General features: G+C 73.1%; 12 protein-coding genes. All 12 read right to left on the bottom strand.

The annotated features are described in order from the left end of the window. Positions 1-18 precede the first annotated feature (18 nt). Positions 19-1230, bottom strand: a complete 1212-nt coding sequence (locus HCK00_RS18140) for a DivIVA domain-containing protein (RefSeq protein ID WP_168103036.1) — start codon at positions 1228-1230, stop codon at positions 19-21. A gap of 47 nt (positions 1231-1277) precedes the next feature. After that, positions 1278-1562, bottom strand: a complete 285-nt coding sequence (locus tag HCK00_RS18135; protein WP_168103035.1) for a YggT family protein — start codon at positions 1560-1562, stop codon at positions 1278-1280. Positions 1563-1630: 68 nt separating this feature from the next. After that, positions 1631-2263, bottom strand: coding sequence for a cell division protein SepF (locus HCK00_RS18130; RefSeq protein WP_168103034.1), 633 nt, complete (start codon positions 2261-2263; stop codon positions 1631-1633). A gap of 122 nt (positions 2264-2385) precedes the next feature. Further along, complete coding sequence (locus HCK00_RS18125) at positions 2386-3195, bottom strand: YggS family pyridoxal phosphate enzyme (RefSeq protein WP_168103033.1); 810 nt, start codon at positions 3193-3195, stop codon at positions 2386-2388. A 2-nt stretch (positions 3196-3197) separates the two neighbouring features. Further along, positions 3198-3938, bottom strand: coding sequence for a peptidoglycan editing factor PgeF (gene pgeF / locus HCK00_RS18120; protein ID WP_168103032.1), 741 nt, complete (start codon positions 3936-3938; stop codon positions 3198-3200). A 10-nt stretch (positions 3939-3948) separates the two neighbouring features. After that, on the bottom strand, positions 3949-5166 hold the full coding sequence (gene ftsZ / locus HCK00_RS18115) for a cell division protein FtsZ (RefSeq protein WP_168103031.1): 1218 nt from the start codon (positions 5164-5166) through the stop codon (positions 3949-3951). Between the two features lie 248 nt (positions 5167-5414). Further along, positions 5415-6224, bottom strand: coding sequence for a cell division protein FtsQ/DivIB (locus HCK00_RS18110; protein ID WP_168103030.1), 810 nt, complete (start codon positions 6222-6224; stop codon positions 5415-5417). A 78-nt stretch (positions 6225-6302) separates the two neighbouring features. Next, positions 6303-7397, bottom strand: coding sequence for an undecaprenyldiphospho-muramoylpentapeptide beta-N-acetylglucosaminyltransferase (murG, locus tag HCK00_RS18105; protein ID WP_168103029.1), 1095 nt, complete (start codon positions 7395-7397; stop codon positions 6303-6305). Between the two features lie 6 nt (positions 7398-7403). Beyond that, on the bottom strand, positions 7404-8825 hold the full coding sequence (gene ftsW / locus HCK00_RS18100) for a putative lipid II flippase FtsW (RefSeq protein WP_168103028.1): 1422 nt from the start codon (positions 8823-8825) through the stop codon (positions 7404-7406). Positions 8826-8903: 78 nt separating this feature from the next. Next, positions 8904-10337, bottom strand: coding sequence for a UDP-N-acetylmuramoyl-L-alanine--D-glutamate ligase (gene murD / locus HCK00_RS18095; protein ID WP_168103027.1), 1434 nt, complete (start codon positions 10335-10337; stop codon positions 8904-8906). Then, positions 10334-11404 (bottom strand): phospho-N-acetylmuramoyl-pentapeptide-transferase, encoded by a 1071-nt coding sequence (gene mraY / locus HCK00_RS18090; protein ID WP_168103026.1) that lies wholly within the window; start codon positions 11402-11404, stop codon positions 10334-10336. Before mraY ends, murD begins: the two co-directional genes overlap by 4 nt. Further along, positions 11401-12828 (bottom strand): UDP-N-acetylmuramoyl-tripeptide--D-alanyl-D-alanine ligase, encoded by a 1428-nt coding sequence (locus HCK00_RS18085; protein ID WP_168103025.1) that lies wholly within the window; start codon positions 12826-12828, stop codon positions 11401-11403. The genes mraY and HCK00_RS18085 overlap by 4 nt, the downstream gene beginning before the upstream one ends. Between the last annotated feature and the right edge of the window lie 14 nt (positions 12829-12842).

Genomic DNA, 12842 nt, shown 5'->3' with positions numbered 1-12842 from the left:
CGTCTTAGGGCGCCGCGATCAGTTGTCGTCCTCGTCGATGAGGAACCCGCGCATCGGCGAGGGCGCCTGCTGCATCGGCGACGGGCCCTGCGGGCGCACCGGCGCCATCGGCTGCGTCATCGCCGGGGACATCTGCTGCTGCCCGCCGTAGGACGGGCCACCGGAGGGGCCGCCCATCGACTGGCCGCCCATGCCCGGGCCGCCCATCGAGCCGGCGCCCGCCATCGACGGCGACGGCGGCAGCGACGGGGCGGACGGAGCTGTGCGGGACGGCGCCAGCGAGTCGTCCGTCTGGCTCTCCAGCTGGCGGAGCTGGCTCTCCAGGTAGGACTTCAGCCGGGTGCGGTACTCCCGCTCGAAGCCGCGCAGGTCCTCGACCTTGCGCTCCAGCGTGGCGCGGGCGGACTCCAGGGAGCCCATCGCGACGCGGTGCTTCTCCTGGGCGTCCCGCTCCAGCGCGTCGGCCTTGGCGCGGGCGTCCCGCTCCAGGCCCTCGGCACGGCTGCGGGCCTCGCCGACGATCTTGTTGGCCTCGGAACGGGCCTCCGCGATCGCCTGGTCCGCGGTCTGCTGCGCCAGGGACAGCACGCGCGAGGCGCCGCCGTCGCCGTGGCCGCCCATCGGGCCGCCCATGTGGCCACCGGGGCCACCCTGGTGCGGCTGCATGTGCTGACCGGGGCCACCCGGACCACCCGGACCACCCATCGGGCCACCCATGTGGCCACCGGGGCCACCCTGGTGCGGCTGCATGTGCTGACCGGGGCCACCCGGACCACCGGGACCACCCATGTGGCCGCCGGGGCCGCCCTGGGGACCGCCGTGACCGCCCTGGGGACCGCCGTGACCGCCCTGCGGTCCGCCGTGACCGCCCTGCGGTCCGCCGTGTCCACCGGGGCCGGCAGGCAGCTGGGGTGCTCCACCGGGCAGCTGGGGCGGGCCCATCTGCTGCTGGGGAGGCACCGGCTGCGGGCCCGATATGGCGGCGGGCACCGGTCCGCCCTGCCGGTCCTGCTGCTCCGGCGGCTTGCGCATGCCCTGCTGCTGGTTCTGGGCGGCGGCGCGGGTGGCGGCCGCCAGCTTCGCCCGCAGGTCCTCGTTCTCGCGCAGCAGCCGGGTCAGTTCGGCTTCGACCTCGTCGAGGAAGGCATCGACCTCGTCCTCGTCATAGCCCTCACGGAGGCGGACGGTCGTGAACTGCTTGTTCCGAACGTCCTCAGGGGACAACGGCATCTCTTCACCTCAACGTAGTCGTCGGCATATCGGCAAGACCGTATCGTTCACAGCTGCCTCACGACGGAGATCAGGATGTAGACGATGATCATCAGTACGAAGAAGGACAGGTCGAGCGCCACGCCCCCGAGACGCAGCGGCGGAATGAACCGCCGCAGAAGCTTGAGTGGCGGATCGGTGACAGTGTAAGTGGCTTCGAGGAGGACCACCATCGCCCTGCCGGGTTGCCAGGACCGGGCGAATTGGAACACGTAGTCCATGACCAACCGGAAGATCAGCACAATCAGGAAGCACATCAGCACGATGTAGATCACCTGCAGTGCGATGTCCATCCCGCGGTTCCCTCTCCCCTTGCACTACTGCACTACTCGTCTCGGGCCGTACGGCCGGCTGCTACGCCTCAGCTCTGGTTGAAGAACCCGCCCTCGGCAATCCGGGCTTTGTCCTCCGCCGTGACATCGACGTTAGCAGGCGACAGCAGGAAGACCTTCTGCGTCACTCGCTCAATGCTGCCATGCAGACCGAAGACCAGACCCGCCGCGAAGTCGACCAGCCGCTTGGCGTCCGTGTCGTCCATCTCCGTCAGATTCATGATCACCGGGGTGCCCTCGCGGAAGTGTTCCCCGATGGTACGGGCCTCGTTGTAGGTCCTGGGGTGCAGCGTCGTGATGCGGTAGGGCTCTCGTTCGGACACGACCTTGGGCATGATCACGGGTGCGCTCTTCTCCAGGCTCTGTGGTTCGGGTGTGATGGATGCCACGGGAGCGATACGCGCGGGACGCCCGCTTTCGGCCGGAACGGCCACCGGCTCGCGCTGCGCGGGGGGTTGGGAGATCCGTGCGGGTTCGTCCTGTTCGGCCCGGTCCGTACGGTCAGCCTGGTGCGGCTGATGGGACGGACGGTGCTGCCGGTGTGCCCGGTCGGGCTCCGGCTCGGGCTCGAACTCGTCGTCGGGGTCGAAGCCCCGGCCGTCGTACCCATCGTCCTCCACGAGGCCGAGGTAGACCGCCATCTTGCGCATCGCGCCGGCCATGTTCGGGGTCCTCCGCTCTGTGGTGGATCGGCTCCGTCACCGGCCGCCCAGGATCCACTCGGCCCGCCGCCCAGAGGCGGAACCGACCATATTTTCTGCTGTGGTCCGACTTCTTGGCGACGTTACCGGAGGCCGGGCCTGACTCCGAGTACCGCAGTACCGACGCGCACATGTGTCGCCCCGGCCCTGATCGCCTCCTCCAGGTCCCCGCTCATCCCCGCGGAGACCGCGGTGGCGCCCGGGTGGCGTGCGCGCAGACCGGAGGAGATCTCCGCCAGGCGCGCGAACGCGGCACCCGGGTCACCCGCGTAGGGGCCGGCGAGCGGCGCCACCGTCATCACCCCGTCCAGCCGCAGCCCTTCGGCGGCGGCGACGGCGTCCGCCAGCTCCGCCACCGCGCCGGGGGCGGAGCCGCCCCGGCCGCCGGTGTCCGGCCGGGCGCCGCCCCCGGCCCGCCCGGCCCCCTCGGCCTGCCCGGGCTCCCCGGCGCCCCTGGAATTCGCAGTGCCCGCTGCGGTCTCTGCGGTCTCGGCGTCGAGACCGACCTGGATCAGGCAGCCCAGTTCACGGCCGGCGCGGACCGCCGCCGTGGAGAGCGCACCGACCAGCCGCGGCCGGTCCACGGAGTGCACGACGCCGGCGTAACCGGCCACGGAGCGGACCTTGTTGGTCTGCAACTGCCCCACGAAGTGCCAGGTCAGCGGCAGATCCGCGCAGGCCGCAGCCTTGGGCGCGGCATCCTGGTCCCGGTTCTCGGCGACATGCCGGACACCCAGGCCCGCGAGGAGGCGGACGTCCTCGGCGGGGTAGGTCTTGGTGACCACGATCAGGGTCACCTCGCCCCGCTCACGCCCCGCCGCGGCACAGGCCGCGGCGATGCGCTCCTCCACCCGCTCCAGGTTGGCGGCGAGTTCCGCCCTGCGGCCGTCCATGGTCACCCGTCCAGCCAGACGTAGCTCGCGAGGCGCCCGGTGGTGCGCTCGCCCCGGTAGGAGAAATGGTCGTCCGATTCGAGGGTGCAGACCGGGGAGGATTCCACGCCGGCCACCCCCAGTCCGGCCAGCTGGGCCCGCACCCCGGCCGCCACGTCGACGGCGGGGGTGCCCCAGGAGGTGACGGAGCGCGCGGCGGGGACCGCCGCGGCGACCTCGTCCCGCATGTCCGGGGGGACCTCGTAACAGCGGCCGCAGACCGCGGGTCCGGTGCGGGCCAGGATCCGGGCGGGCTCGGCACCGAGCGCCACCATGGCCTCGACCACCGCCGGCACCACTCCGGCCACCAGGCCCGGCCGCCCGGCGTGGGCGGCACCGGCCACCCCGGCGGCCGGGTCGGCGAGCAGCACCGGGACGCAGTCGGCGGTGAGCACCGCCAGGGCCGGCCCGCGGCGCGAAGTGACCAGGGCGTCCACGCCCTGCCCGGGCTCCCCGGGGGTGAGTTCGCCGGGCCCGGCCACCACGGCCACGTCCCGGCCGTGCACCTGGTTCATCCAGACCACGTCACCGGGCCGGAGGCCCAGCGCACCGGCGGCGAGTGCCCGGTTCTCCCGCACGGCCGACGGGTCGTCGCCGACCGCGCCGCCGAGGTTGAGCTGCGCGTACGGAGCGGCGCTCACCCCGCCCCACCGGTCGGTGAAGGCGAAGCGGGCGCCGCCCGTCTCGTACTGTTCCCCTATCACGTGGTCAGGGCTACTTCAGGAAGTCCGGGACGTCGAGTTCCTCCGCCTGGCTGTCCGAGTACGGACGGGCCGGGGGAACCTGCGGGGGCGCGGCCGGCGGCGCCGGGACGTCCGCAACCGGGGCCGCCTCGGTGCTCTCGGGCTCCTCCTCGCGGGCCGGGGCGACGGCGCCGAGGCCGCCGTAGGCCGGACGGCCGGCCGCGGGCGCGGAGGCGGCGGCCTCCTCGCGGCCACCGTAGGAACCGAGGACCTTGTCCCGGCTGTGGCTCTTGGCCGGCGGCTGGCCGCCGTCGAAGCCCGCGGCGATGACCGTGACCCGGACCTCGTCGCCGAGGGCGTCGTCGATCACCGCGCCGAAGATGATGTTGGCCTCGGGGTGAGCGGCCTCGCTGACCAGCTGCGCGGCCTCGTTGATCTCGAACAGGCCGAGATCGGAGCCCCCTGAGATGGAGAGCAGCACGCCACGGGCGCCGTCGATGGACGCCTCCAGCAGCGGCGAGGAGATGGCCATCTCGGCGGCGGCCACGGCGCGGTCGTCGCCGCGCGCGGAGCCGATGCCCATGAGCGCCGAGCCGGCCTCCGACATCACGGACTTGACGTCGGCGAAGTCGAGGTTGATCAGGCCCGGGGTGGTGATGAGGTCGGTGATGCCCTGGACGCCGGAGAGCAGTACCTGGTCCGCCGACTTGAACGCGTCCAACACGCTGACCTGGCGGTCCGAGATGGAGAGCAGCCGGTCGTTCGGGATCACGATGAGGGTGTCGACCTCGTCGCGCAGGGCGGCGATGCCGTCCTCGGCCTGGTTGGCGCGGCGGCGGCCCTCGAAGGTGAACGGCCGGGTGACCACGCCGATGGTCAGGGCGCCCAGTGAGCGCGCGATGTCCGCGACCACGGGGGCGCCGCCGGTGCCCGTGCCGCCGCCCTCGCCCGCGGTGACGAAGACCATGTCGGCCCCCTTGAGGACCTCCTCGATCTCCTCGCGGTGGTCCTCGGCGGCCTTGCGGCCGACATCGGGGTTGGCACCGGCGCCGAGGCCCCGGGTCAGCTCCCGGCCGACGTCGAGCTTGACATCGGCGTCACTCATGAGGAGGGCCTGCGCGTCCGTGTTGATCGCGATGAACTCGACGCCCTTGAGGCCGACCTCGATCATCCGGTTGATGGCGTTGACGCCACCGCCGCCGATGCCGACGACCTTGATGACTGCGAGGTAGTTCTGCGGTGCTGCCACGTCGAAGGCCTCTCGCCTCGAGTTACGTATGCCTGTGGGCCGGTGCCCGGTGCCGGTGTTCCGACCCAAACCCTAACGGTGAACTTTAGGGTTACCGATGTGCGTGCCCCTTGAAGTCTTCGAGCGAGACACTAAGTCGGCAGGCGCCGCGCGTTCAACGAACACGCCGAACCCGCCGCTTTTCTTTTCACCCTATGTGATCGCACCCGGGGGCGGGGAACCAGGGTGCGGGCCGGGGTGAGCGCGGGTCAACTCCGCGCGACGGCGGGCGCGGTCGGCGCGCTCACATCGAAATGCCCGGCCCGGGGAGCGGCTTTCAGCAGCGCGCGCAGCGTTCGCGCCTTCCGCCCGGTGTCCTCCGGAGAGCCCCAGACCACGGTTCGGCCACCGGTCAGGCGCAGGGTGACGGAGTCGTAGGAGCGGACGACCAGCGCCCGGGTGCTCCGGCGCACCTCCGGCGGGAGGGCGTCGGCGAGCCCGGCCGCCTCCCGGCGGAGCCGTTCCGTTCCGAAACGGTGCAGGCTCGGCGAGCCGCTCACGTCCACATCGAGCAGCGGAACGTCTTTCGGGCGTTTCTCCACCGTGGCGAAGCGCACGCCCGATCGGTCGACCTCGATGAACGTGCCGCCTTTTTCGATCAGTACGGCGGCTTTCCGTTCGGTCACCGCAATGGTGATCTCATGCGGCCAGGAGCGGGCGACCTCCACCACGCCGGCCCGCGGCAGTTCCGCGCGGACCCGGGCGGCCACGGCGGACGCGTCCACGGTGGCGAGCGGGGTGCCGAGCTGGACGGCGGCGGCGCGGCGGACCTGTTTCTCCGTCAGCACCTCCGTGCCGCCCACCGTGACCCGCTCGACCCTCACCCACGGTGAGCCGTGGAGCAGCCAGAAGACTCCGGCGGCCAGCAGCGCCAGCCCCAGCACCCCGAAGACCAGCCGGTCGGGACGGAGGCGGGGGCGGGCGCGCCACCACGGACGGCGCCGCTCCGGCTCACCCGGGGGCGGGCCGGACGGTGACACTCCGTCCCCGCCGCGCCGGGCGGTCGTCTGTCCGGCCACGCTCCCCTGCCTCCCGCGCCCCACGGCGCTGTCCCGGCGGCCCGGCGGGCCGCGCCGGCCCGCCGGGCCGGTGACCCGTCAGCCGTTCCGTCGTGCGGCGATCGCCTCGTACACCATGCCGACCAGCAGTTCGTCCGCGTCACGGCGGCCGAACTCGGCGGCGGCCCGGGACATCTCGAACAGCCGGTGCGGTTCGGTCAGTACCGGCAGGACGGTCCGCTGGACCCACTCGGGCGTCAGTTCGGCGTCGTCCACCAGCAGTCCACCGCCCGCCTTGACCACCGGCTGGGCGTTGAGCCGCTGTTCGCCGTTGCCGATGGGCAGCGGGACATAGGCGGCCGGCAGCCCGACGGCGGAGAGTTCGGCGACCGTCATGGCCCCCGCGCGGCAGAGCATCATGTCGGCCGCGGCGTAGGCCAGATCCATGCGGTCCACATAGGACACCGGAACGTACGGCGGCATCCCGGGCATGTTGTCGACCCGCGGCAGTTCGTTCTTCGGCCCGACCGCGTGCAGCACCTGCACCCCGGAGCGCTGGAGCAGCGGCACGACCGACTCGATGACCTCGTTGAGCCGGCGCGCTCCCTGCGAACCGCCCGACACCAGCAGCGTGGGCAGGTTCTGGTCCAGCCCGAACGCGGCGCGGGCCTCCGGCCGGGCCGCCGCCCGGTCGAGGGTGGCGATGGAACGGCGCAGCGGGATGCCGACGTAACGGGCGTCGCGCAGCTTGCTGTCCGGGGTGGACACCGCCACCGCGGCCGCGTACCGGGAGCCGATCTTGTTGGCCAGGCCGGGTCGCGCGTTGGCCTCGTGGACGACGATCGGCACCCCCAGCCGCTTGGCCGCGAGGTAGCCGGGCAGCGCCACGTAGCCACCGAAGCCGACCACGCAGTCGGCCTTGGTGCGCTCCAGGATCTGCTCGGCGGCCTTGATGGTGCCGCGCAGCCGGCCGGGAACGGTGATCAGTTCCGGTGTGGGCTTGCGCGGCAGTGGTACGGCCGGGATCAGCCCGAGTTCGTAACCCCGCTCGGGTACGAGCCGGGTCTCGAGTCCGCGCTCCGTGCCCAGGGCCGTGATTCCCACGGCCGGGTCCTGCCTCCGCAGGGCATCCGCGAGGGCGAGCGCGGGCTCGATGTGGCCGGCGGTCCCCCCACCGGCGAGTACGACATGCACCGAAATTCACCGCTCTCCGGACGGCGGTCGCTGCGCGCGCCGTCTCATCGTGTTCCTTCCCGCCCGGACCGGCCACCGTCCCGGACGGAGCTGCCGCAGACAAGGCTGCCGCATGGCCAGCGCCGCCCGGGCGGCGGGCTCACCCCGCGCGAACGCGATCATGAGCCCGACGGCGAACAGCGTCGGCAGCAGGGCCGACCCTCCGTACGACACCAGCGGGAGCGGGACACCGGCGATCGGCAGCAGACCGAGCACCGCGCCGATGTTGATGACGGCCTGGGAGATGATCCAGGTCGTCACCCCTCCCGCGGCGTACCGGACGAAGGGGTCCTCCGTACGGCCGGCCAGACGGATACCCGCATAGCCTAGAGCCGCGTAGAGGGCGAGCACCGACAGCGTCCCCGCCAGGCCGAGTTCCTCCCCGGTCACGGCGAAGATGAAGTCGGTGTGTGGTTCGGGGAGTTCACCCCATTTCTCCACGCTCGCGCCCAGACCGGCGCCGAACCAGTTCCCGTTGGCCAGGGCGTATATCCCGTGCACGGCCTGCCAGCAGCGGTCGTCCGGGCCGGGGTCGGTGGCCGCGATGCAGTCCAGCCGGGCCATCCGGTTGGGGCTGGTCCAGATGAGGAGCGCGCCGACCACGCCGGCCAGCGCCAGCGCCCCGGTGAACAGCCGGGTGGGGGCGCCGGCCAGCCAGAGCAGCCCGAAGAGGATCGCGGCCAGGATCATGGCGGTGCCCATGTCACCGCCGAGCATGATCAGTCCCAGCACGAGCAGGGCGACCGGCACCAGCGGCACCAGCAGGTGTTTCCACTGGGTGAGCAGCTTCTTCTCCCGCTTGCGGGCGAGCAGGTCGGCCCCCCACAGGACGAGCGCCAGCTTGCCGATCTCGCTGGGCTGGAGCTGGAACGGCCCGCCGAGCTGGATCCAGTTCTGGTTGCCGTTCACCTCGTGCCCGATCCCCGGCACCTGCACCAGCGCCATGAGCACCAGGGTGACGGCGAGCAGCGGGTACGCCAGCGCGCGGTGCACGCGGACCGGCGTCCGGGAGGCCAGATACAGCAGGATCGCGCCGATCCCGGCCGCCAGGAGCTGCTTGCCGAAGAAGTAGGTGGACGGCAGGTCGGAGCGGAGGGCCTGGATCTGGGAGGCCGAGAAGACCATCACCAGACCGAGCACGGTCAGCAGCACCGCCCCGCCCAGGATCAGGTAGTACGCCGTGAGCGGACGGTCCCAGGCGCGGCGCAGCCGGTTCCTGAGCCGGCGCAGCCGCCGGACGACAGCCCCGCCCCCGCCCCCCGGCGGGCGGCGGGCGGCGGGCGGACGGGTGGGCGCGGTACGGCCGCGCGCGGGGCCGCCGGACCGCGCCGGGCGGGGACGGGCGGCCCCGCGCTCACGGGTCGGGATCCGGGGCCGCTCGGCCGTCATGTCCCCTCCAGTCGGGCTGCCGGTCGGGCCGCCGGAAGCCACGCGGCCGGGCAGCCGCGGGGAGCGGGGGCTCCCCGGTCAGCTCCCCGGCCCGCCACGGCCGGCCCCGAGCTCGCGCACGGCCCCGGCGAACGCCTCGCCGCGCGCACCGTAGTTGACGAACATGTCCATCGAGGCACAGGCGGGGGCCAGCAGGACGGTGTCTCCCGGCCGGGCGAGCGCCGCCGCTTCCCGTACCGCCGCCGCCATCGCCCCAGTGTCGGTCCGGTCGAGCTCGGTCACCGGGACATCCGGGGCGTGTCGCGCCAGGGCCTCCCGGATGAGCGCCCGGTCCGCGCCCATCAGGACGACGCCGCGCAGCCGCCCCGCCGCGGCCGTGACCAGCTCGTCGAAGACGGCGCCCTTGGCGAGGCCGCCGGCGATCCAGACCACCGGGTCGTAGGCGGTCAGGGACGCCTCGGCGGCGTGGGTGTTGGTGGCCTTGGAGTCGTCGACGTAAGCGACGCCGCCGATCTCCGCGACCTTGGCGATGCGGTGCGGCTCGGGCCGGAACGCCCGCAGCCCCTCCCGCACGGCCTGCGGCGGGACGCCGAAGGCGCGGGCGAGCGCGGCGGCGGCGAGCGCGTTGGCGACGTTGTGCGGGGCGGGCGGGTCGACGTCGGAGACCTCGGCCAGCTCCTGGGCGCTGCGCTGCCGGTCGGCGGTGAACGCCCGGTCGGCGAGGATCCCGTCGACCACGCCGAGCTGCGAGGGGGCCGGGGCGCCGAGGGTGAAGCCGATGGCCCGGCAGCCCTCCGTCACCTCCGCGGCGCGCACCAGTTCCTCGGTCGCCGGGTCGGCCGCGTTGTAGACGCAGGCGACCTCGTTGCCCTGGTAGATCCGGCCCTTGTCGGCGGCGTACGCCTCCATCGAGCCGTGCCAGTCGAGGTGGTCCGGCGCCAGGTTGAGCACGGCGGCGGAGTGGACGCGCAGGCTCGGCGCCCAGTGGAGCTGGTAGCTGGAGAGTTCCACGGCCAGCACGTCGTAGGTCTCCCGCCCGTCCCGCTCGGCGAGGACGGCGTCCAGCACGGAGACGCCGATGTTGCCGACGGCCGCGGTGCGCAGCCCGGCGGCGGACAGGATCGCGGCGAGCATCCGCACCGTGGTGGTCTTGCCGTTCGTACCGGTGACGGCGAGCCAGGGGGCGGCGCCGTCGGAGCGGAGCCGCCAGGCCAGCTCCACATCGCCCCAGACCGGGACACCCGCCTCGGCCGCGGCGCGGAACAGCGGCTTGCCGGGGCTCCAGCCGGGGGCGGTGACGACCAGGGTGGTGGCCCCGGGCAGCGTCGCGCCGTCCCCGAGGCGGACCTCGGCGCCCAGCTCCGCCAGCTCGGCGGCCTGCGCCCGGGACCGCTCGTCGTCGGTGTCGTTGACGACCGTGACCCGGGCCCCGAGGCCCCGCAGCGCACGCGCGGCGGGAACCCCGGACACCCCCAGCCCGGCGACGGTGACGTGGGCGTCGGTCCAGTTCACTTCCCGGCCGCCCAGCCCGCGTAGAAGAGACCGAGGCCGACGATCACACACATGCCCTGGATGATCCAGAACCGGACGACCACCAGCACCTCGCTCCAGCCCTTGAGCTCGAAGTGGTGCTGGAGCGGCGCCATCCGGAAGACCCGCTTGCCCGTCAGCCGGAAGGAGCCGACCTGGATGACCACGGACATCGTGATGAGCACGAAGAGGCCGCCGAGGAGGGCCAGCAGCAGCTCGGTGCGGGAGACGATGGCCAAGGCGGCGAGCGCGCCGCCGAGGGCGAGCGAGCCGGTGTCCCCCATGAAGATCTTGGCGGGCGAGGTGTTCCACCACAGGAAGCCGAAGCAGGCGCCCATCAGGGCGGAGGCCACCACCGCGAGGTCCAGCGGGTCGCGGACCTCGAAGCAGGCCGCGGGGTTGGTCAGCGTCTCGGCGTTGACGCAGGACTCCTGGTACTGCCAGACGCCGATGAAGGTGTAGGCGCCGAAGACCATCACCGAGGCGCCGGTGGCCAGGCCGTCGAGCCCGTCGGTCAGGTTCACGCCGTTGGACATCGCCAGGATCATGAACAGCGCCCAGATCACGAAGATCACCGGGCCCAGGGACCAGCCGAAGTCCTGGGTGAAGGAGAGCTTGTCCGAGGCCGGGGTCTGGCCGCGGCCGTCGGGGAAGTTCAGCGCGAGGACGGCGAAGGTGACGCCGACGATCAGCTGGCCGGCCATCTTCGCCTTGGCCCGCAGGCCCAGGCTCCGCTGCTTGACGATCTTGATGTAGTCGTCCAGGAAGCCGACCAGGCCCATGCCGGCCATCAGGAAGAGCACCAGGATGCCGGGGAGGGTCGGGTCCTCGCCCGTTATCACCTTGGTGATGGCGTACGCGATGAGCGTGGCCAGGATGAAGGCGATGCCACCCATGGTCGGGGTGCCGCGCTTGCCGTGGTGCTCGCGCGGGCCGTCGTCCCGGATGTACTGGCCGTACCCCTTGCGGGCCAGCAGTTTGATCAGCAGCGGGGTCCCGACCAGGGTCAGGAAGAGCCCGATGACTCCGGAGAAGAGGATCTGCCTCATCGGCCGGCGACCTCACCCTCACCGGCGGCCGCGCCGCCGTCGGCGAGCAGCGCCTGCGCCACCCGCTCCAGCCCCGCCGACCGGGACGCCTTCACCAGCACGACGTCTCCCGGGCGCAGCTCAGCGCGCATAAGGTCGACCGCCGCCCGTGTGTCGGACACGTGCACCGACTCCTCACCCCACGAACCCTCGTTCTTGGCGCCCATGTCGATCCAGGCGGCCTCCCGGCCGCCGACCGCCACGAGCTTCTGGACGTTGAGCCGGACGGCGAGCCGTCCGACCGCGTCGTGCTCGGCGAGGGAGTCCCCGCCGAGCTCTGCCATCTCGCCGAGGACGGCCCACGTGCGACGCCCCTGGCCCATGGCGACGAGCGCGCGGAGCGCCGCCCGCACGGAGTCGGGGTTCGCGTTGTAGGCGTCGTTGACGACCGTCACGCCGTCCGGGCGCTCGGTGACCTCCATGCGCCAGGGGGAGAGCGGTCCGGCCTCGGAGAGCGCGGTGGCGATCTCCTGGGCAGGCATGCCCAACTCGTGGGCGACGGCGGCCGCGGCGAGCGCGTTCGACACGTGGTGCTCACCGTACAGCCGCAGCGTCACGGCGCTGCACCCGGTGGGGGTCCGGAGGGTGAACGCCGGCTGCCCGGTGGCGGTCAGCCGGACGTTCTCCGCGCGGATGCCGGCCTCCGCGGATTCGCCGAAGAGAACGGTCCGGGCGCGGGTGCGGCCGGCCATGGCGCGCACCAGCGGGTCGTCGGCGTTGAGCACGGCGAGCCCGCCCTCGTCCGCCGGCGGGAGCGCCTCGGGCAGCTCGCCCTTGGCCTCGGCGATCCGCTCCTTGCCGCCGAACTCGCCGACGTGCGCGGTCCCGACGTTGAGCACCACCCCGATCCGCGGCGGGGTGAGCTCGGTGAGGTACCGGATGTGCCCCTTGCCGCGGGCGCCCATCTCCAGCACGAGATGGCGGGTCGCGGCCTCCGCGCGCAGCGCGGTCAGCGGCAGCCCGATCTCGTTGTTGAGCGAGCCGGGTGGCCAGACCGTGGGTCCGAGGCGCTCCAGGAGCTGCGCGAGGAGGTCCTTGGTGCTGGTCTTGCCGGCCGAGCCGGTGAGCGCCACGACGGTGGTGCCCAGCCGCCGCACGACCTCGCGGGCCAGCGCGCCGAGCGCGGCCGTGACGTCGTCGACGACGATCGCCGGGACGCCCACGGGGCGCGCGGCGAGCACGGCGACGGCACCCTGCTCGACGGCCTGCCGGGCGTAGTCGTGGCCGTCGGCGTTCTCACCCGCGAACGCCGCGAACAGGCCGCCGGGGCCGGCCTTCCGCGAGTCGATCTCCACGGAACCGGTGACCCGGAGACCGGGGTCCGGCAGGTCGTGGGGCCGGCCGGAGACGGCTTCGGCGATCTCGGCGAGGGAGAGATCGATCACCGGTCACCCCCGGG

The organism is Streptomyces zingiberis (genome assembly GCF_012034935.1).
GTDB lineage: Bacteria > Actinomycetota > Actinomycetes > Streptomycetales > Streptomycetaceae > Streptomyces > Streptomyces zingiberis.
The sequence above is the reverse complement of the archived record's forward strand: the minus strand, read 5'-3'. Positions and strand labels throughout refer to the sequence as shown.